This is a genomic window from Streptomyces sp. L7 (genome assembly GCF_050990935.1).
Classification (GTDB): domain Bacteria; phylum Actinomycetota; class Actinomycetes; order Actinomycetales; family Microbacteriaceae; genus Leifsonia.
Genome location: NZ_CP194644.1, coordinates 2,912,779 through 2,932,911 on the forward strand (window position 1 = coordinate 2,912,779; position 20,133 = coordinate 2,932,911).

Sequence of the window (20,133 nt, forward strand, 5' to 3'; positions counted from 1 at the left end):
ACGTCGAAATGGCCACCCATCACTGGGTGGCCATCTCACAAAGAAGTCCGGCGGTGTCCTACTCTCCCACAGGGTCCCCCTGCAGTACCATCGGCGCAGAGAGTCTTAGCTTCCGGGTTCGGAATGTAACCGGGCGTTTCCCTCTCGCTATGGCCGCCGAAACACTATTGATGTATCAAAGTGAACGATCAAGCTTCGCTTGAATCAGTTCTCGACCGTACATCGAGAACCACATAGTGGACGCGGGCAATCTCTTTCCCCTCATGCCAGCCTTACAACGACATGAGAGTAGTGATTATCAAATTATCGGCTTATTAGTACCGGTCAGCTCCATGGGTCTTTAGTCCCCACTTCCACATCCGGCCTATCAACCCAGTAGTCTAGCTGGGAGCCTCTCGCCCGAAGGCATGGAAATCTCATCTTGAGGCCGGCTTCCCGCTTAGATGCTTTCAGCGGTTATCCATCCCGAACGTAGCTAACCAGCGGTGCTCCTGGCGGAACAACTGGCACACCAGAGGTTCGTCCAACCCGGTCCTCTCGTACTAGGGTCAGATCCTCTCAAATTTCCTACGCGCGCAGCGGATAGGGACCGAACTGTCTCACGACGTTCTAAACCCAGCTCGCGTACCGCTTTAATGGGCGAACAGCCCAACCCTTGGGACCTACTCCAGCCCCAGGATGCGACGAGCCGACATCGAGGTGCCAAACCATGCCGTCGATATGGACTCTTGGGCAAGATCAGCCTGTTATCCCCGAGGTACCTTTTATCCGTTGAGCGACAGCGCTTCCACAAGCCACTGCCGGATCACTAGTCCCGACTTTCGTCCCTGCTCGACTTGTCAGTCTCACAGTCAAGCTCCCTTGTGCACTTACACTCGACACCTGATTGCCAACCAGGTTGAGGGAACCTTTGGGCGCCTCCGTTACTTTTTGGGAGGCAACCGCCCCAGTTAAACTACCCACCAGGCACTGTCCCTGAACCGGATTACGGTTCTAAGTTAGATATCCAGAGTGACCAGAGTGGTATTTCAACAATGACTCCACGAACACTGGCGTGCCCGCTTCAAAGTCTCCCACCTATCCTACACAAGCCACACCGAACACCAATACCAAGCTGTAGTAAAGGTCACGGGGTCTTTCCGTCCTGCTGCGCGTAACGAGCATCTTTACTCGTAGTGCAATTTCGCCGAGTTCGCGGTTGAGACAGCTGGGAAGTCGTTACGCCATTCGTGCAGGTCGGAACTTACCCGACAAGGAATTTCGCTACCTTAGGATGGTTATAGTTACCACCGCCGTTTACTGGGGCTTAAATTCTGAGCTTCGCCGAAGCTAACCCTTCCTCTTAACCTTCCAGCACCGGGCAGGCGTCAGTCCGTATACATCGTCTTGCGACTTGGCACGGACCTGTGTTTTTAGTAAACAGTCGCTTCCCACTGGTCTCTGCGGCCTTCAAACGCTCCCGGAGCAAGTCCGTTCACGCCTCAGGCCCCCCTTCTCCCGAAGTTACGGGGGCATTTTGCCGAGTTCCTTAACCACGATTCTCTCGATCTCCTTAGTATTCTCTACCTGACCACCTGAGTCGGTTTGGGGTACGGGCGGCTTGAACCTCGCGTCGATGCTTTTCTCGGCAGCATAGGATCACCCATTTCGTCAATGAAGACTACGCATCGTGCCTGGGCCTATGTGAGAGACGGATTTGCCTATCTCTCGGCTTACACACTTACACCGGGACAACCATCGCCCGGCTGGGCTACCTTCCTGCGTCACACCTGTTAATACGCTAGCCGCACCAGCATGGGGTCGAGCGTTAGGCCCGGACCTTCACCCCGAAGGGATCCGTGTCCAGGATTAGGACTCTTAGCACCACTGGATTAGCTTGGGCGGTTCTTCGCCGGTACGGGAATATCAACCCGTTGTCCATCGACTACGCCTGTCGGCCTCGCCTTAGGTCCCGACTTACCCAGGGCGGATTAGCCTGGCCCTGGAACCCTTGGTCTTTCGGAGGACGGGTTTCTCACCCGTCTTTCGCTACTCATGCCTGCATTCTCACTCGTGTGGCGTCCACGGCTGGTTTACACCGCCGCTTCACTCGCCACACGACGCTCTCCTACCCATCAACACGGCTGGACCACGAAGGCCTACCAATAATGTCAATGCCACAACTTCGGTGGCGTGCTTGAGCCCCGTTACATTGTCGGCGCGGAATCACTTGACCAGTGAGCTATTACGCACTCTTTCAAGGGTGGCTGCTTCTAAGCCAACCTCCTGGTTGTCTGTGCAACTCCACATCCTTTCCCACTTAGCACGCGCTTAGGGACCTTAGTTGGTGGTCTGGGTTGTTTCCCTCTCGACGATGAAGCTTATCCCCCACCGTCTCACTGCTGCGCTCTCACTTACCGGCATTCGGAGTTTGGCTGACGTCAGTAACCTTTTGGGGCCCATCGGCCATCCAGTAGCTCTACCTCCGGCAAGAAACACGCAACGCTGCACCTAAATGCATTTCGGAGAGAACCAGCTATCACGAAGTTTGATTGGCCTTTCACCCCTATCCACAGCTCATCCCCTCAGTTTTCAACCTAAGTGGGTTCGGTCCTCCACGACGTCTTACCGTCGCTTCAACCTGGCCATGGATAGATCACTTCGCTTCGGGTCTAGGACATGCGACTGAATCGCCCTATTCAGACTCGCTTTCGCTACGGCTACCCCTCACGGGTTAACCTCGCCACATATCGCTAACTCGCAGGCTCATTCTTCAAAAGGCACGCTGTCACCCCTACAAGGAGGCTCCAACGGTTTGTAAGCAAACGGTTTCAGGTACTATTTCACTCCCCTCCCGGGGTACTTTTCACCTTTCCCTCACGGTACTTGTCCGCTATCGGTCATCTGGGAGTATTTAGGCTTATCAGGTGGTCCTGACAGATTCACACGGGATTTCTCGGGCCCCGTGCTACTTGGGATACTCTTCGCGCCATTGGACCATTTCGGCTACGGGGTTGGCACCCTCTATGACTGGCCTTTCAATACCATTCGCCTATGATCCTTTGTAACGCTTGCAGTTCGGCAGAAGCTGCTGAAAAGTCCCGCAACCCCGACCATGCAACGCCTGCCGGCTATCACACATGATCGGTTTAGCCTCTTCCGGTTTCGCTCGCCACTACTAACGGAATCGCTTTTGCTTTCTCTTCCTGTGGGTACTGAGATGTTTCACTTCCCCACGTTCCCTCTACCCGCCCTATATATTCAGGCGGGAGTCACTGGGTCACCTTGCGGGCCCAGCGGGGTTTCCCCATTCGGAGATCCTCGGATCAAAGCTCGTTTATCAGCTCCCCGAGGCTTATCGCAGATTACTACGTCCTTCTTCGGCTCCAGATGCCAAGGCATCCACCGTTTGCTCTTAGAAATTTGAAATCACATGAGTTTATAGAATCGATCGACTCATCCGAAGATGAGCAGATTGACCAATGATCTATCAGTACATAAGTACTGTGATCTATGTGATTCGAACCCGAAGGTTCGAATCTAAGATGCTCGCGTCCACTGTGTAGTTCTCAAAGTACGGGCGGTACCTTCTCCGCCGGCCCAGTTATGGCCGACCAGAAAAGGTCCAGAGGTCCAGTTCCCATCCGATTGGATGAGGCCCGGTCCCTCAGGACCCAACAGCGTGCATGTGCAGGGCTTCCGGGTCCGAACTTTTCCTATCCCGAGGGACGTACTGAGTTCGAGCCATTCGGCTCCGCACCAATGTCAATGTTCCACCCATGAGCTAACCGGCTGAGACGTTCGCTCAGATCCGGCGCCTGGACACCCGAGGGTGCCAGATGCTCCTTAGAAAGGAGGTGATCCAGCCGCACCTTCCGGTACGGCTACCTTGTTACGACTTAGTCCTAATCACCGATCCCACCTTCGACAGCTCCCTCCACAAGGGTTGGGCCACTGGCTTCGGGTGTTACCGACTTTCATGACTTGACGGGCGGTGTGTACAAGGCCCGGGAACGTATTCACCGCAGCGTTGCTGATCTGCGATTACTAGCGACTCCGACTTCATGAGGTCGAGTTGCAGACCTCAATCCGAACTGAGACCGGCTTTTTGGGATTCGCTCCACCTTACGGTATTGCAGCCCTTTGTACCGGCCATTGTAGCATGCGTGAAGCCCAAGACATAAGGGGCATGATGATTTGACGTCATCCCCACCTTCCTCCGAGTTGACCCCGGCAGTCTCCTATGAGTTCCCGCCATTACGCGCTGGCAACATAGAACGAGGGTTGCGCTCGTTGCGGGACTTAACCCAACATCTCACGACACGAGCTGACGACAACCATGCACCACCTGTTTACGAGTGTCCAAAGAGTTGACCATTTCTGGCCCGTTCTCGTATATGTCAAGCCTTGGTAAGGTTCTTCGCGTTGCATCGAATTAATCCGCATGCTCCGCCGCTTGTGCGGGCCCCCGTCAATTCCTTTGAGTTTTAGCCTTGCGGCCGTACTCCCCAGGCGGGGCGCTTAATGCGTTAGCTGCGACACGGAAACCGTGGAATGGTCCCCACATCTAGCGCCCAACGTTTACGGCGTGGACTACCAGGGTATCTAATCCTGTTCGCTCCCCACGCTTTCGCTCCTCAGCGTCAGTTACGGCCCAGAGAACTGCCTTCGCCATCGGTGTTCCTCCTGATATCTGCGCATTCCACCGCTACACCAGGAATTCCATTCTCCCCTACCGCACTCTAGTCTGCCCGTACCCACTGCAGGCCCGAGGTTGAGCCTCGGGTTTTCACAGCAGACGCGACAGACCGCCTACGAGCTCTTTACGCCCAATAATTCCGGACAACGCTCGCACCCTACGTATTACCGCGGCTGCTGGCACGTAGTTAGCCGGTGCTTTTTCTGCAGGTACCGTCACTTTCGCTTCTTCCCTACTAAAAGAGGTTTACAACCCGAAGGCCGTCATCCCTCACGCGGCGTTGCTGCATCAGGCTTGCGCCCATTGTGCAATATTCCCCACTGCTGCCTCCCGTAGGAGTCTGGGCCGTGTCTCAGTCCCAGTGTGGCCGGTCACCCTCTCAGGCCGGCTACCCGTCGTAGGCTTGGTGGGCCGTTACCTCACCAACTACCTGATAGGCCGCGAGTCCATCCTTGACCGAAGTTCTTTCCACGCACAGGAGATGCCTCCGTGCGTCATATCCGGTATTAGCTTCCGTTTCCGGAGGTTATCCCAGAGTCAAGGGCAGGTTACTCACGTGTTACTCACCCGTTCGCCACTAATCCCCTAGAGCAAGCTCCAGGTTCATCGTTCGACTTGCATGTGTTAAGCACGCCGCCAGCGTTCGTCCTGAGCCAGGATCAAACTCTCCATAAATGTTTAGCTCCGAGTCGCAAGCGACTGGAAACATAGTGCGGGGTCAGAGAGGAAATATCTCGTCTCCCGCGAGTTTGTCTTGACTAGTTTCGAATATCTACTGACATTCTGTTTCTAATCCAAAGGAATCTCATGCATCGACTTTCAGACCGAGGTCTTCGAGTCAATGCCGAGGTTTTTGGCATTTGACATTGTGCACGCTGTTGAGTTCTCAAGGATCGGACGCTCTCACCTTCAACCCTCTCGGGCTTCTCTGTGAGGCAACTTCTCTACCTTACCACTCTCAGTCAGTTTGTCAAGTCGGCCGTTTCGCGCTCTTTCGTTCATCCATCGTGGGATACATCCGATTTACACGACCCGAACCGGTTAGACCTGCTCAGTGAGTGGGGTGTTAATCCTAAGCGCAGCAAAGCAACTCTTTCAAGTTGAGTTTTGCCGCTAGGCTAAGGATTCGGTCCCGCTTGAGGCCGGGGAGCTCTTCCGCTCTCCCGCACCTTTGGGGTGACAAGTAAGTACTTTACGCAGGCCTCCGGGGCGTCGCAAATTCCGCGGACATCCCGGGCGTGTCGCAGGCCGAGATCCGCGTGATTCCGCGGAAGTCGGCCCCAGGAACGCACAAACGCGGCCGCCCGGAGGGGCGACCGCGTCGTGCGGAAGGGCGAAATCCGATCAGGATCCGAGCCCGGAGTAGGCGTGCAGTCCGTGGAAGAACACGTTGACGACGCCGAAGTTGAAGAGCACCGCGGCGAAGCCGATGATCGCGAGCCACGCGGAACGCGATCCGCGCCAGCCGCGGGTCGCCCGCGCGTGGATGTAGCCGGCGTAGATGACCCAGATGATGAACGTCCAGACTTCCTTGGTGTCCCAGCCCCAGTACCGACCCCACGCCTTCTCGGCCCAGATGGCTCCGGCGATCAGCGTGAAGGTCCAGGCGATGAAGCCGACGATGTTGATCCGGTACGCCAGGTTCTCCAGAGCGGCGGCGCTGGGAAGGGTCGCAAGGAACCGGAACTGCTGCGGTCGCGACTCCTCGATCTGGCGTTCGCGCCGGTACTGCAAGAGCTGGAGCCCCGACAGCGCGAAGCCGAGCGCGAAGAACGCCGTGCCCAGCACGGCGACGATGATGTGGATCACCAGCCAGTACGACTGCAGCGCCGGTTGCAGCGGAACCACCGGGACGAAGTACCGGAGCAACGCGATCCCCTGGAGCACCAGCACCAGGCCGATGATGAACGTGCCGAGGTACTTGATGTCCCACTTGAGGTTCGCCACCAGGAAGACCCCGACGATGACCAGCGTGCCGGTCATCGAGAACTCCCACATGTTGGCCCACGGCACCCGGTCCGCCGCGATGCCGCGGAGGACCGTCGCGATCAGGTGGACGCCCCAGCCCACGATGGTGAGGCCGAACGCCCACTTGATCGACGCCGACGAGGCGGCGCCGTTCATCACGTCGTCCTCGAGTCGTGTGCTGATCCGGGAGGACAGCCGGCCGAGCGCGGACGACGGCGGCGTCGCTGGAGGCGCTTCGACCCCTCCGCCGGACGCGGAGATCCGTGCGGCGGTCGCTCCCACCGGTTGGGCGACCTCCGCCCTGCGCGCGACGGCGCTCGGGACGACCGCGGCCTCGGCGGCCGTGGCTCGGGCTCCTCTGCGCGCGAGGTCGAGCGCGAACGCGATGAACGCGGCCGCGTAGAACCCCATCGCCACATAGATGAAGACCGTGGACAACTGGGACAGGGTTTCGGTCACGAGTGCAAGCCTAATTCGTCGGGGTTCGGGTGAGGAGTGCGGTGTGCTCGTCGGCTACGGCGGTCACAGCCGCGAGGAGGTTGGGGTCCTCACCACGGGCGAGGCCAGCGTACTCCAGGGTCAGCGAGCCGTCGGGGTTCTCGACGGCCTTGACCCAGATGCGGCGGCGCGGCACGAAGAGCGACGTGAGCAGGCCGCCCAGGATGAGGATCGCGAAGAGCAGCACCCAGCCCTGGGCGGGGTCGTGGTGCACGTCGAGCGACGCGTAGCGCTTCACGTCGCTCATCGAGATCGTGCCGAGCCCGCTCGGCAGCTCGACGGTCTGGCCCGGCTTCAACTGCAGCGCCTTGGTCTTCGTGCCCGGCCCCGCGAGCTGGGTCATCTTGTCGGTGTTCAGGCTGTAGACCGATTGCGGGACGCCGGTGTCCACGCCGAGGTCTCCGGCGTAGACGTTGAGGCTGAGGACGGGATCGTTCAGGCCGGGGAAGGTCGAGGTCAGGGCGCCGGCAGCGGTCGCGCTCTTGCCCACGGTCGGGTAGAAGAAGCCGATCATGCCGACCTGCTCCCGGAGTCCGTCCGGCACTTTGACCCAGCCGAGCGAGGTGAGCTGCGCATCCTCGGCGATGAACGGCACCGAGTCGCTGAACACCACCTTGCCCTTCGGATCGCGGACGGTGATGGTCGGCGCATACCCGTTGCCGAGCAGGTAGACGTTGGTGCCGCCGATCGCCAGCGGCTCGTTCACCTTGATCGTCGACGTCCCGGAGGCGTCTCCGGGACCGGCCGTCGTCACCTTCGCGGTGTAGTCGAGCGGGGTGCCCTTGGCGTTCGGGTTCTTCGTCTCGTACGCGACGTCCAGACTGTCGACCCGGATCGAGAACGGCTCGAGCGACCCGTCGGAGAAGAACCTCCCCGGATTGAACGAGTTGTACGACGGCAGGCTGTTGACGAAGCTCTGGCCGACGACGACGACCTTCTGGCCGGTGTAGCCGAAGCCTCCGCCGATGCCGACGGCGAACAGCACGCCGAGCAGGGCGATGTGGAAGACGAGGTTGCCGGTCTCGCGGAGGTATCCGCGCTCCGCCGAGACCGACGTGGATCGCGCGTCCTGGTACAGGGCCACCCGGTAGCGCGAGCGGCGCAGCACCTGGCGTGCCGCCTCGATCGGCTCCGGAGCGTCGGCCCGGAGCTCGGCGGGGAGGATGCGTGCCTGGAAGGCGGACATCCGGGTGAGCCGGACGGGAGTGCGGGGCGGCCGGGCCCGCAGGGCGCGGAAGTGGTGCGCGGTGCGCGGGATGATGCAGCCGATCAGCGAGGCGAACAGCAGCAGATAGATGGCCGAGAACCAGAACGACGTGTAGACGTCGAAGAGCTGGAACTTGTCGAGCACCGGCGCGAGCTGCGGGTTGTCGCTGAAGTACTTGGTGACGCCGTTCGGGTCGGCGCCGCGCTGCGGGAACAGCGAGCCGGGGACGGCGGCGATGGCGAGCAGGAGCAGCAGGAACAGCGCCGTGCGCATGCTCGTGAGCTGGCGCCAGGCCCAGCGCACCCAGCCGAGCGGGCCGAGTTTGGGCTGGACGACGTCCGGGTCCTCCCGAGGAGGAGCGACGTCGATGTGGTCAGATGGCCGGGACAAAGCCGGAGATCACCCCCAGGAACTGGGACATCATGGCGGTCCACAGGCCGGTCGCCATCATCACGCCGATGACGACGAGGAGCGCGCCGCCGATGATGTTGATGACCCGGATGTGCCGTTTGAGGAAGGCCACCGAGCCGGCGACCCAGTCGAAACCGAGGGCGACCAGCAGGAACGGGATGCCGAGGCCGATGCAGTAGAAGAGCCCGAGCAGCGCACCTCGCCACGGCGATCCGCTTCCGACGCTGAGCGCGCTGATCGCCGCGAGGGTCGGGCCGATGCACGGGGTCCAGCCGAGGCCGAACACGACACCGAGCAGTGGGGCCCCGATGAGGCCGGTCGCGGGACGCCACGTCGGCTTGAAGGTGCGCTGCAGGAAGGAGAACTGCCCGATGAAGACGAGGCCCATCACGATGACGAGCACGCCGAGCACCTGGATGACCACCTCCTGCCAGCGGACGAGCCAGAGGCCGAGCGCGCCGAACGCGGCGCCGTAGGCGATGAAGACCACGGCGAAACCGAGGACGAACAGAGCCACGCCGGTCAGGACCCGGCTGCGGTCGCGCTTGGCGCCCGGGTCGCTCATCCCGCCGACGTAGGCGAGATAGCCCGGCACGAGCGGGAGCACGCACGGGGAGGCGAACGAGACCAGGCCCGCGAGGAGAGCGATGGGAAGTGCGAGCAGGAGCTGGCCGCTGAAGACGATCTGACCGACGTTCACGGTCACTTCCCGGCCACGGCGTCGGAGATGAGCGAGTCGAGGATGCTCTTGTCCGGGATCGCGCCGAGGATGCGGGCGGCCACGCGGCCCTGCTTGTCGATCACGATGGTGGTCGGCGTGGCCTTGGGCGGAACGGTCTTGCTGAAGGCGAGCAGGACGGACCCGGTGTCGCGGTCGAGGACCGACGGGTAGGTCACGCCCTTGTCCTGCTCGAAGCTGGCCGCGGTGCTCGCGGAGTCGTAGAGGTTGACGCCGAGGAAGCTGACTCCCTGCGCGGCGTACTTCTGCGACAGCGACTCGAGGTCGGGCGCCTCCACCCGGCACGGCGGGCAGCCCGCGTACCAGAAGTTCACGACGAGGACCTTTCCTGCGTAGTCCTTGGAGGACACCGCAGTGCCGTCGGCGAGCTTGCCGGAGAAGGCGACGGGAGCGCCGCGATCGGCCGCTGCGTACTCGCTCACGCTGCCGTCGCCGGCGATGTAGTTCTGGCCGTTTCCGGAGCGGTACTGGGTGGCGAGGGCGTCGTTGGAGGTGCAGCCCGAGAGCAGGAGCGCGGTGGCCGCGGCGGCTGCGGGAAGAAGGAGCGCCAGGCGGCGTCGAGCGGAGGTCACACGGCCCCCACATCGGTCGCCGCGTTGATGAGGCTGCCGGCGGGCTCGACGTAGCCGACCTCCACCACGCGCACGACGGGCGGGGCGTCGGGATCGACCGGGACCGGCGCCTCGCCGGGACGGGGCTGGGGAGCCGGGGCCGGCTCGGTGGTCCGCTCGAAGGTGGTGATGCTGGAGAGCGCGCAGCGCCGCTTGCGCGGGTCGTGCGGGAACCGCTCCCCTGCCGCCGAGAGGTGCATGACCCAGATCGGGAGCTGGTGACTGACCAGGACGACGTCGCCGGACTCGACCGAGTCGAACGCGGCGTCGACGGCCTCTTTCATCCGCTTCTCGATGCTGGTGTAGGCCTCGCCCCAGCTCGGTCGCGGCGGGTAGACGATGAACGGCCAGTTGACCGGGTTCTTCAGGGCGCGCCGCATGTTGGTGCCCTCGAAGTGGTTGGTGGGCTCGATGATCCGCTCGTCGACCTCCGGCTCCAGACCGAAGGCCGCCGCGATCGGCGCCATCGACTCGCGGGTGCGCTGCAGCGGCGACATACGCAGCAGGGACACCGGGCGGGAGCGGGCGACCAGGTCGTCGGCGGCGGCCTGCGCCATCCGATGGCCGAGCTTGGACAGCCCGAAACCCGGCAGCCTGCCGTACAGGATGCCGTCGGGATTGAACACCTCTCCGTGACGGACGAGATGTACCTGGCTTGCTACCACCGCACCAGTCTACGGAGCGCCTTGCCTTGAATTCACTGAGCGTGGGAGCGCGCGACCTGCTGCCAGCCCTCTGCGGCGGTATGAGCGGGCGGTAGGCTTGTCGATCGTGACCGCACGCGTTTTGATCAAAGACCTGGCCGCCCTGCCCGACGGCCCCGTGAACGTCGCCGGATGGGTCGAGACCGTCCGGGACCAGAAGAAGGTGCAGTTCGTCGTGCTGCGCGACGAGTCCGGAGCCGTGCAGCTCGTCAATCCACGCACCGTGGGTGAGGACGGCGCCGTCGTCGCCGACGAGCCGGCCACCACCATCTCCGGTCTGTCGCAGGGGTCGTTCGTGCGCGCCACCGGCGAGCTCAAGCACGACGAGCGCGTCAAGCTCGGCGGCATCGAGATCAAGCTGAGCACCCTCGAAGTCGAGACGGCCGCCATCCCCGAGACGCCGATCGCCGCCGACAGCGGCATCGACAAGCGCATGGACTGGCGCTTCCTCGACCTCCGCGAGCCGAAGCACAACCTGATCTTCCGGGTGCAGACCACGCTCGAGCACGCGATGCGCCAGTACTGGGTGGACAACGGGTTCATCGAGATCCACACGCCGAAGCTCATGGCGTCGGCGTCCGAGTCGCGCGCCGAGCTCTTCGAGCTGCCGTACTTCGAGACGACCGCCTACCTCGCCCAGAGCCCGCAGATCTTCAAGCAGATGGCGCAGGCGGCCGGGTTCGGGCGCGTCTTCGAGATCGGCCCGGCGTTCCGCGCCGACCCCAGCTTCACCAGCCGGCACGCGACGGAGTTCACGAGCATCGACACCGAGCTGAGCTGGATCGACAGCCACGAGGACGTCATGAAGGTGCACGAGGACCTCCTCGTCGCCGGCTTCACGGCGGTCAAGGAGAAGCACGGCGCGGAGATCGAGGCGCTGTTCGGCGTCGAGGTCACCGTGCCGACCACGCCGTTCCCGCGCATCCCGCTCGCCGAGGCCAAGCGCATCGTCGCGGAGCAGGGCTATGAGGTGCCGCGCGCGGACGACGACATGGACCCGGAGGGCGAGCGCCGCATCTCCGCGTACGTGAAGGAGACCTACGGCCACGAGTTCGTCTTCCTGACGGACTACGCGTCGAGCATCCGCCCGTACTACCACATGCGTCACGCAGACGATCCGTCGATCACCAAGAGCTATGACCTGATCTTCAACGGGGTCGAGATCTCCACCGGCGCCCAGCGCGAGCACCGCGTCGAGATCCTCGAGGAGCAGGCGGTGGACAAGGGCCTCTCGGTGGAGGAGCTGGAGGACGTGCTCGCGACGTTCCGCTACGGCATCCCCCGCACGGCGGGTTCGGGATGGGGCTGGCGCGCGTGCTCATGCTGATGCTGCACCTCGCCAACCTGCGCGAGACGACCTATCTCTTCCGCGGACCGACGCGACTGACCCCGTAGCCGAGAGCGCGGTCCACTGTTCGCCGGCCACCAGGATGTGGCCGAGGAAGCGGAGCCCGATGGTGGCCGCGGCTTGATCGAGCCTGCGAGTGAGCACGGTGTCGGCCACGGACGGGTCGAGCGATCCCGACGGATGGTTGTGCGCGACGGCGAAGGACCGGCCGCCGCGGGTGAGCACGGCCTGGAGGATGTCGGCGGGCTGGATGGAGCGCTCGTCGACACCGCCGTCCTGCACGAGGACGATCTCCAGCGGCCGCGCGGCACGGTCCGCGACGACCACGATGAAGCGCTCGCTGTCGCGGTGCAGCAGCTCGGGACGCACGACCTCCGCGATCGCCTCGTGATCGACCAGCCGGGTCCAAGCGGAGGACCGCCCGGCGCGTCGCCAGATCTCGATGATGGCGACGAGCCGGCCGGCGGTGGCGGGACCGACTCCCGGCAGGGTCTCGAGCCGGGCGAAGTCCATCGTCGCGAGCCCCGGGAATCCGCCGCAGCGGGCCAGGATGGAGCGCGCGAGGGAGAGGACGCTGCGGCCGGTCTGGCCTGAGCCGAGGACGAGGGCGAGGACTTCGGGGTCGGTGAGCGAACCGACGCCGAGCCGGCGCATCCGCTCCCGTGGACGGTCGTGCTGGGGTACATGTGCAAGGGGCTCCTCTGCTTCTTCCGGCTCGGACATGCGTCCACGCTAGGAAGCCGATGGGGTGCTTCGTGGCCGATCGTCTCAATCTGTGGAGAACTGGCCAGCGGCCTCCACCTGTGGATGACAATGGGTGGAGAGAATCCGCAGACGAAGGAGTCGCCCCGCAATGACCACCCTCCCCGAACCCCGTCCGAACGATGTCGTCATCCTCTCGGCCGCGCGCACACCGCTCGGCAAGGTGACCGGCGCGCTCGCGAGCCAGACCGCGGTGCAGCTCGGCACCGTCGCGCTGCGGAAGGCGATCGAGCAGTCCGGGCTCCAGGCGTCGGACATCGACACGGTGATCTTCGGGCAGGTGCTCCAGGCCGGCGCGGGCCAGAATCCGGCCCGGCAGACGGCCATCGGCGCCGGGATCGGCTGGGATGTGCCCGCGACGACCATCAACAAGGTGTGCCTCTCCGGGCTGGCCGCCGTGATCGACGCCGCGCGGCTCATCCGCGCCGGCGAGGCGACGGTGGTCGCGGCCGGCGGCCAGGAGTCCATGACGAACGCGCCGCACATCCTGCCCGGCTCGCGGAAGGGCTGGACGTACGGCTCACTCGAAGCGTTGGATACGGCGGCCTACGACGGGCTGACGGATGCGTTCGACAAGATTTCGATGGGCGCCTCGACGGAGAGCTACACGGAGAAGCTCGGCCTCACCCGGGAGGCGCAGGACGCGTTCGCCGCGTCGTCGCACCAGCGCGCTGGCGCTGCGGCGGCCGCGGGCATCTTCGCCGAGGAGATCGCGCCGGTCAGCATCCCGCAACGCAAAGGCGACCCTGTCGTCGTGTCCGCCGACGAGGGCGTGCGGCCGGACTCGACGGCGGAGGTGCTCGCCAGGCTGCGGCCGAGCTTCGCCGAGGGCGGCACGCTCACCGCGGGGAACTCGTCGCCGCTGAGTGACGGAGCGGCAGCGCTCATCCTCACGTCGCGGGAGAACGCCGAGCGACTCGGGCTGGAGTGGCTCGCGGTCGTCGGGGCCAGCGGACAGGTCGCCGGGCCGGACAACTCGCTGCACTCGCAGCCGTCGAACGCGATCAACGCGGCCCTGAAGCGGTCCGGCTGGGGCGTCGACGATCTGGACCTGGTGGAGATCAACGAGGCGTTCGCAGCGGTGGCGCTGCAGTCGACGGCCGACCTCGAGCTGGACCCGGAGAAGGTCAACATCCACGGCGGCGCGATCGCGCTCGGGCATCCCATCGGGGCGTCGGGGGCGCGGTTGGCCGGGCACGCGGCGCATGAGCTCGCGCGGCGCGGGTCCGGACGGGCGGCGGTGGCGCTGTGCGGCGGCGGCGGGCAGGGGGATGCGCTGCTGCTGTGGCGGTGACAGCGAGATCAGGGCGCGCGCGGCCGGAGAAGGTAGTCAATGGAGGAGATCCGGGGCGGGTCTCCTCCGTTGTGTGCACGGCGGGCGGCGTTGGCAGCGGAGGAGATCCGGGGTCGCGGGAGGCTGGAAAGCAGTCAACGGAGGAGATCCGGCCCGGGATGGGGCGGGTCTCCTCCGTTGACTGCGTGGGAGGGGCGGCGGGCGCGGGGTCAGGGGAGGTGGCGCTCGGCGGGGCCGGTGTAGAGGGAGAGCGGGCGGATGAGGGAGTTGGCGGCGTACTGCTCGAAGATGTGCGCGGTCCAGCCGGTGACCCTGGCCGCAGCGAAAAGCGGGGTGAAGGTCTCGGTGTCGAAGCCCATCAGGTTGTAGGCCGGGCCGGACGGGTAGTCCAGGTTCGGCTTGATGTTCTTGCGGTCGCCCATCGCCTTCTCGAGCGCGTCGTAGAGGTCCAGCATGTCCTGGCGGTCGTAGTGCTCGACCAGGGCCTCCAGGGAGGCCCGCATCGTCGGGACGCGCGAGTCGCCGTTCTTGTAGACGCGGTGGCCGAACCCCATGATCTTGCGCTTCTCGGCGAGGGCGTCGTCCAGCCACGCCTCGGCTCGGTCCGCGCTGCCGATCTCGTCGAACGCGTGCATGACGGCCTCGTTCGCGCCGCCGTGCAGCGGCCCCTTGAGGGCGCCGATCGCACCGGTGACGGCCGAGTAGACGTCCGACAGTGTGGAGGCGATGACGCGCGCGGTGAACGTCGAGGCGTTGAAGGAGTGCTCCGCGTACAGCACCAGCGAGACGCGGAAGGCGTGCACGACCACGTCGTCCGGGACCTCGCCGAACGTCAGCCAGAGGAAGTTCTCGGCGTAATCGAGGTCGTCCCGCGACTCCACGGGGTCCAGGCCGCGGCGGCGGCGCTGGATGTAGGCGACGATCGTCGGGAGCTGGGCGAAGAGGTGGATGGCGCGGCTGAGATTGAGCTCGGGATCCAGGATGCCGTCGGTCTGCTCCAGCGTCGGGTCGAGGCCGCCGAGTTGGCTGACCGCGGTGCGCAGGGCGTCCATCGGGTGCGCCGAGACGGGGATGTCGTCGAGCGCGCGGCGGGTTCTGTCGTCCAGGCGGCGCAGTCCGCGCTCCAGCTTCTGGAACCCGGCCAGCTCCTCGGCCGTCGGCAGCTCGCCGTGCCACAGCAGCCAGGCGACCTCCTCGAACGAGCACTTCGCGGCGAGCTCCTGCACCGGGTAGCCGCGGTACAGCAGCGAGTTGGTCTGCGGGTTCACGGACGAGATGTTCGTGGTGTCCACCACGACGCCGGCGAGGCCCTTGTGGATCTCGGGGTCGGTCATTGTGCTGCTCCTTCGCTGCTGTGCTGGTCGTGACTGGTGTGGACGCGGCTGTGAGCAGTGCTCAGCGGCGCACCTCGAAGTTGTACACCGATGTGTCGAACGCGTTGTAGCCCTCGTAGTCAATCAGGTCGTACAGTTCGGCGCGATGCTGCATCGAACCGAGCAGCGGCTCGAGGGTGCCGCCTTCCAGGAGCTGGTCGAGGCCGCGTTCGGCGGCCCCCATCGCCAGACGAAGGAGCGAGACCGGCCAGATCACGATGTTCACGCCGATGTCGCGGAGCTGGTCGACGGTGAAGAGGTCGCTCTTGCCGAACTCGGTCATGTTGGCGAGGATCGGCACGTCGACGGCCGACCGGATCGCCGCGAACTCGGACAGGTCGGCCATCGCCTCCGGGAAGATCGCGTCGGCACCCGCGTCGACCAGCGCCTTGGCCCGGTCGATCGCGGCCTCCAGCCCCTCCACGGCGCGGATGTCGGTGCGCGCCATGATCAGCAGGTTCGGATCGCGCCGGGCGTCGGCCGCTGCGCGGATGCGCTTGAGCGCGGTGTCCTCGTCCACGACCTGCTTGCCGTCGAGGTGGCCGCAGCGCTTGGGGTTCACCTGGTCCTCGATGTGGAGGCCGGCGACCCCGGCGTCCTCCAGCGTCTGCACCGTGCGGGCGACGTTCATCGGCTCGCCGAAGCCGGTGTCGGCGTCGACCAGGGTCGGGAGGTCGGTCATCCGCGAGATCTGGGCGGAGCGGCCGGCCACCTCGGTGAGCGTCGTGAGCCCGATGTCCGGGAGGCCGAGGTCGGCGGAGAGCACGGCGCCGGAGATGTAGACGCCCCCGAAGCCCTTGCGCTCGATGAGGCGCGCGCTCAGCGGGTTGAAGGCGCCCGGCATCCTGACCAGCTCGCCGGACGCGAGTCGCGCCCGGAACGCCGCGCGCTTCTCGTGCGCGGGAACGGTGGAGTACAGCATCAGAACAGTCCTCTCGGCGCGGGGACGCCGGCCAGCAGGCCGGGGCGCGCGGTGATGGTGAGGCCGCCGAGCTCGGCGGCGGACAGCTCGGGGAGGCGCTCGGCCAGCGCGAGGAAGCGCTCGATCTCGGCCTCCTCGAGCACTTCGGCCGCCAGCGAGCGGAACTTGGCGACATAGTCGGCGCGGGCGAACGGCCGGGCGCCGAGCGGGTGGGCGTCGGCGACGGCGATCTGGTCCTCGATCACACGGCCGTCGGCGAGCGTGATGACGACGCGGCCGCCGAACGCCTTCTCGGCCGGGTCGATCGAGTGGTAGCGGCGAGTCCACTCCGGGTCCTCGGTCGTGGTGACCTTGGCCCAGAGTGCGACGGTGTCGGGGCGGGCGGCGCGGGCCGGGAGGTAGGACTCCACGTGGTGCCAGCCGCCGTCCTGCAGGGCGACGGTGAAGATGTACGGGATGCTGTGGTCCAGCGTCTCGCGCGAGGCGGTCGGGTCGTACTTCTGCGGGTCGTTCGCGCCCGAGCCGATGACGTAGTGGGTGTGGTGCGAGGTGTGGATGACGATGCTCTCCACACGCTCGGGGTCGGCGGCCTCCGGGTGCTCCTTGTGGAGCCTGCGGGCGAGGTCGATCCAGGCCTGCGCCTGGTACTCGGCGGAGTGCTCCTTGGTATAGGAGTCGAGGATGGCGCGCTTGGCCTCCCCTGCCTCCGGGAGCGGCACGTCGTACGATGCGTTCGGACCGTCGAGCAGCCAGGCGATGACGCCGTCCTCGCCCTCGTAGATCGGGGTCGGGCTGGTCTCGCCGCGCATGGCCCGGTCGATCGCCTCGACGGCCATCTTGCCCGCGAACGCAGGCGCGTGCGCCTTCCAGCTCGAGATCTCGCCCTTGCGCGACTGCCGGGTGGCGGTGGTGGTGTGCAGGGCCTGGCCGATGGCCTGGAAGATCGTCTCGGCCGGCAGGTGCAGCAACGTGCCGATGCCCGCGGCAGCGGACGGCCCGAGGTGGGCGACGTGGTCGATCTTGTGGGCGTGCAGGCTGATCGCCTTCGCCAGGTCGATCTGGATCTCGTACCCGGTCGCGATGCCGCGCACCAGGTCGCGGCCGGTCAGTCCGTACGCACGGGCGGCGTGCTGGGCCACGGCGGTGATCGGGGGGATGTTGTCGCCCGGGTGCGAGTACTCGGCGGCGAGGAAGGTGTCGTGGTAGTCGAGCTCGCGGACGGCGACGCCGTTCGCCCAGGCCGCCCACTCGGGGCTGACCCTGGTCGTCTGCGGCTCGCCGAAGACGGTCGAGCCGTCCTGGGGGTGCTCGGTGGAGGCGGTCAACTCCTCGAGCTGCGCCGTCGGCAGCGGGTGGGCCAGCGCCTGCGAGCGGGCCGACACCACCGGCCTGCGGGTCAGCGACGCGGCGGCCACGGACGCGTTGTCGATGACGCGGTTGATCACCATGTCGGCCACCCCGGAGTCGACCTCGACCGGGTCGGCGGCGACCTCCGCGATCTTCCAGGCGAGCTGGTCCTGACGGGCGAGATTCTCATCGCTTCTGTGCACACGGACGTTGTGGAGCTTCACGTTACGAACCTACCTCCCCTACGCTCCTGCTATGGTCCCGGCGTCCTCCCTGCTCGCGTTCGCGCTCGCGTCGATCGCGCTCATCGTGATCCCGGGGCCGAGCGTGCTGTTCGTGATCGGGCGCTCGCTGGCGCTCGGGAGGCTCGGCGGCCTGCTCAGCGTGCTGGGCAACGCGCTCGGGATGCTGCCGCTCGTGGTCGCCGTCTCGCTCGGGATCGGCGCGCTCGTCGCACAGTCGCTGGTGGCGTTCACGATCGTGAAGTTCGCGGGAGCGGCGTACCTGATGTATCTCGGGGTGCAGGCGATCCGGCACCGGAGGCACACCGCGGTGACCCACGAGGCGACGCCGCCGCGGCGCTCGCACTGGCGCATCGTCGGCGAGGGGATGCTGGTCGGGCTGACCAACCCGAAGTCGCTGGTCTTCTTCGTCGCGGTGCTGCCGCAGTTCGTCGACTATCGGGCGGGTGGCATCCCGGTGCAGCTCTTCGAGCTCGGCATCGTCTTCCTGCTGCTGGCGCTGACGTTCGACAGTGTGTGGGCGCTCGCCGCGGGGACCGCCCAGGCCTGGTTCGGACGGTCCCCGAAGCGCGTCGAACGTCTCGGCGCGACCGGCGGCGTGATGATGATCGGTCTCGGCGGCATCCTCGCCCTGACCGGCGTCAAGCACTGAGCCGAGCCGCGCCGCCGGGCTGGCTAGATGTCGCCCGCGGTCGCGATGGGGGTGACGACGGCTCGGCCCAGCGAGTGGAAGTGGGCGTTGAAGCCGAGGACGGCGGGCGTCGACTCGGGGTCGAGGTCGAGGTGGTCGACATCCAGCGCGTGCACGACGATGTGATAGTGGTGCGTGCCGGTTCCGGGCGGCGGTCCCGCGCCGGTGAAGCTCTTCGAGCGCAGCTCGTTGGAGAGCATCGCGGCGCCCCCGGAAGGTTCGCGCCGCCCTCGGCGCCCGCACCGGACGGCAGCGAGGTCACCGAGGCCGGGATGTTGTAGACGGCCCAGTGCCAGAAACCCGAGCCGGTCGGGGCGTCCGGGTCGTGGATCGTGACGGCGAAGCTCTTCGTCTCGGCGGGGAACCCGCTCCAGGAGAGCTGCGGGGAGACGTCGCCTCCCCCTCCCCCGCGCCCCACTGCGCGCGGTCGAGCGGGCGGTCGTCGGCGACGTCGTCGCTGGTGACGGTGAACTGAGGTACGGCGCCGAAGCGCTCCAGCGGATCTTTCGACATAGCGCTCACGCTACGCCCGCTGCGTCGTCTCCGTGACGGTCGCGGGGACGGGACGGCGGCGGAAGCGGCGCGGGAGGCCGACGATTCCCCAGCCGGTGACCCGGAGCATGGCCTCGGCGACGATCCCGCCGCTCATCTTGGAGACGCCGTGCTCGCGCTCGACGAAGGTGATCGGCACCTCCACGACGCTGAGTCCGGCGTCGTATGCGCGGCGCAGCATGTCGATCTGGAAGCAGTAGCCCTGGCTCTCGACGTTCTCGAAGTGGATGCGTCGCAGCGCGTCGGCGGTGAACGCCCGATACCCGCCGGTCACGTCCTTCGCGGGCACGCCCAGCCAGAGGCGCGAGTAGGTGCTGCCGCCTTTGGAGAGGAACCGTCGGCGCGCGGGCCAGTTGACAACGCCGCCGCCCGGGACCCAGCGCGAGCCGAGCACGAGGTCGGCGCCGTCCGCCGCCTCGCCCTGTGGGAGCCGGCGGAGCGCCGCGAGCAGGGAGGGCAGTTCCTCCGGCCGGTGCGAGCCGTCGGCGTCCATCTCGACCACCGCGTCGTAACCGGCGTCGAGCGCCCAGGTCATCCCGGCCCGGTAGGCGGCGCCGAGGCCCTCCTTGCCGGCGCGGTGCAGCACCTTGACGTTGGCGTCGGTCGCAGCGAGCGCGTCCGCGATCTCGCCCGTCCCGTCCGGCGAACCGTCGTCGACCACGAGCACGTCGACCTCCGGCGCCGAGGCGCGGATCCGGCCGACCACGGGCCCGATGTTCTCCCGCTCGTTGTACGTGGGCAGGATGACGATGGTTCGCATGCAACCACTCTGGTCCATTCCGCTGA

At 65.5% G+C, this 20,133-nt stretch carries 12 protein-coding genes, 3 rRNA genes and 2 pseudogenes; 3 read left to right on the forward strand and 14 right to left on the reverse strand.

Features of this window, described 5'->3' with window-relative positions; translation table 11 throughout:
- Positions 1–45 precede the first annotated feature (45 nt).
- From rrf to ACR5MH_RS14605, 8 genes are all read right to left on the reverse strand, one after another.
- A 5S ribosomal RNA gene (gene rrf / locus ACR5MH_RS14570) occupies positions 46–161 on the reverse strand.
- Positions 162–294: 133 nt separating this feature from the next.
- A 23S ribosomal RNA gene (locus ACR5MH_RS14575) occupies positions 295–3,408 on the reverse strand.
- 421 nt (positions 3,409–3,829) lie between these two features.
- Positions 3,830–5,353: ribosomal RNA gene (locus tag ACR5MH_RS14580) — 16S ribosomal RNA — on the reverse strand.
- Together the 16S, 23S and 5S rRNA genes form the textbook arrangement of a ribosomal RNA operon.
- Before the next feature lie 669 nt (positions 5,354–6,022).
- Entirely contained in the window at positions 6,023–7,105 is a 1,083-nt protein-coding gene (gene ccsB, locus ACR5MH_RS14585) for a c-type cytochrome biogenesis protein CcsB (protein WP_431347853.1), read from the reverse strand.
- Positions 7,106–7,115: 10 nt separating this feature from the next.
- Entirely contained in the window at positions 7,116–8,741 is a 1,626-nt protein-coding gene (resB, locus tag ACR5MH_RS14590) for a cytochrome c biogenesis protein ResB (protein ID WP_431347854.1), read from the reverse strand.
- Positions 8,725–9,462, reverse strand: a complete 738-nt coding sequence (locus ACR5MH_RS14595) for a cytochrome c biogenesis CcdA family protein (RefSeq protein WP_431349428.1) — start codon at positions 9,460–9,462, stop codon at positions 8,725–8,727. The genes resB and ACR5MH_RS14595 overlap by 17 nt, the downstream gene beginning before the upstream one ends.
- Positions 9,463–9,464: 2 nt before the next feature.
- Entirely contained in the window at positions 9,465–10,073 is a 609-nt protein-coding gene (locus ACR5MH_RS14600) for a TlpA family protein disulfide reductase (RefSeq protein WP_431347855.1), read from the reverse strand.
- Positions 10,070–10,777: a histidine phosphatase family protein gene (locus ACR5MH_RS14605; protein WP_431347856.1), complete on the reverse strand. Its 708-nt coding sequence runs from the start codon at positions 10,775–10,777 to the stop codon at positions 10,070–10,072. Before ACR5MH_RS14605 ends, ACR5MH_RS14600 begins: the two co-directional genes overlap by 4 nt.
- Positions 10,778–10,934: 157 nt before the next feature.
- Here ACR5MH_RS14605 and aspS point away from each other — a divergent pair.
- Positions 10,935–12,211 (forward strand): annotated as a pseudogene (gene aspS / locus ACR5MH_RS14610) (aspartate--tRNA(Asn) ligase).
- On the opposite strand, the gene ACR5MH_RS14615 reads toward aspS, so the two are convergent.
- Positions 12,135–12,887, reverse strand: coding sequence for a JAB domain-containing protein (locus tag ACR5MH_RS14615; protein WP_431347857.1), 753 nt, complete (start codon positions 12,885–12,887; stop codon positions 12,135–12,137). The pseudogene aspS and the gene ACR5MH_RS14615 sit on opposite strands and share 77 nt — an antisense overlap.
- A gap of 130 nt (positions 12,888–13,017) precedes the next feature.
- Here ACR5MH_RS14615 and ACR5MH_RS14620 point away from each other — a divergent pair, with 130 nt between their 5' ends.
- On the forward strand, positions 13,018–14,220 hold the full coding sequence (locus tag ACR5MH_RS14620; RefSeq protein ID WP_431347858.1) for an acetyl-CoA C-acetyltransferase: 1,203 nt from the start codon (positions 13,018–13,020) through the stop codon (positions 14,218–14,220).
- Between the two features lie 209 nt (positions 14,221–14,429).
- Here the strand turns inward: ACR5MH_RS14620 and ACR5MH_RS14625 are convergent, their stop codons facing one another.
- The 3 genes from ACR5MH_RS14625 to ACR5MH_RS14635 all read right to left on the reverse strand — a co-directional run bounded on the left by ACR5MH_RS14625 (position 14,430) and on the right by ACR5MH_RS14635 (position 18,086).
- On the reverse strand, positions 14,430–15,554 hold the full coding sequence (locus ACR5MH_RS14625) for a bifunctional 2-methylcitrate synthase/citrate synthase (protein WP_431347859.1): 1,125 nt from the start codon (positions 15,552–15,554) through the stop codon (positions 14,430–14,432).
- A gap of 61 nt (positions 15,555–15,615) precedes the next feature.
- Positions 15,616–16,515 (reverse strand): methylisocitrate lyase, encoded by a 900-nt coding sequence (gene prpB / locus ACR5MH_RS14630; protein WP_431347860.1) that lies wholly within the window; start codon positions 16,513–16,515, stop codon positions 15,616–15,618.
- Complete coding sequence (locus tag ACR5MH_RS14635; protein ID WP_431347861.1) at positions 16,515–18,086, reverse strand: MmgE/PrpD family protein; 1,572 nt, start codon at positions 18,084–18,086, stop codon at positions 16,515–16,517. The genes prpB and ACR5MH_RS14635 overlap by 1 nt, the downstream gene beginning before the upstream one ends.
- Positions 18,087–18,117: 31 nt before the next feature.
- Here ACR5MH_RS14635 and ACR5MH_RS14640 point away from each other — a divergent pair, with 31 nt between their 5' ends.
- Positions 18,118–18,756 carry a LysE family translocator gene (locus ACR5MH_RS14640; RefSeq protein WP_431347862.1) on the forward strand — a complete coding sequence of 213 codons (639 nt, stop codon included), beginning with the start codon at positions 18,118–18,120 and terminating at the stop codon, positions 18,754–18,756.
- A gap of 23 nt (positions 18,757–18,779) precedes the next feature.
- Here ACR5MH_RS14640 and ACR5MH_RS14645 read toward each other — a convergent pair.
- A pseudogene (locus tag ACR5MH_RS14645) lies at positions 18,780–19,308 on the reverse strand (YbhB/YbcL family Raf kinase inhibitor-like protein).
- A gap of 10 nt (positions 19,309–19,318) precedes the next feature.
- On the reverse strand, positions 19,319–20,107 hold the full coding sequence (locus ACR5MH_RS14650; protein WP_431347863.1) for a polyprenol monophosphomannose synthase: 789 nt from the start codon (positions 20,105–20,107) through the stop codon (positions 19,319–19,321).
- Between the last annotated feature and the right edge of the window lie 26 nt (positions 20,108–20,133).

Excerpts from the sequence above, each read along its gene's own strand:
- ACR5MH_RS14640 (WP_431347862.1), top strand. The coding sequence starts at position 18,118 with ATGGTCCCGGCGTCCTCCCTGCTCGCGTTCGCGCTCGCGTCGATCGCG.
- ACR5MH_RS14650 (WP_431347863.1), bottom strand. The coding sequence starts at position 20,107 with ATGCGAACCATCGTCATCCTGCCCACGTACAACGAGCGGGAGAACATC.
- ACR5MH_RS14625 (WP_431347859.1), bottom strand. The coding sequence starts at position 15,554 with ATGACCGACCCCGAGATCCACAAGGGCCTCGCCGGCGTCGTGGTGGAC.
- prpB (WP_431347860.1), bottom strand. The coding sequence starts at position 16,515 with ATGCTGTACTCCACCGTTCCCGCGCACGAGAAGCGCGCGGCGTTCCGG.
- ACR5MH_RS14620 (WP_431347858.1), top strand. The coding sequence starts at position 13,018 with ATGACCACCCTCCCCGAACCCCGTCCGAACGATGTCGTCATCCTCTCG.
- ACR5MH_RS14615 (WP_431347857.1), bottom strand. The coding sequence starts at position 12,887 with ATGTCCGAGCCGGAAGAAGCAGAGGAGCCCCTTGCACATGTACCCCAG.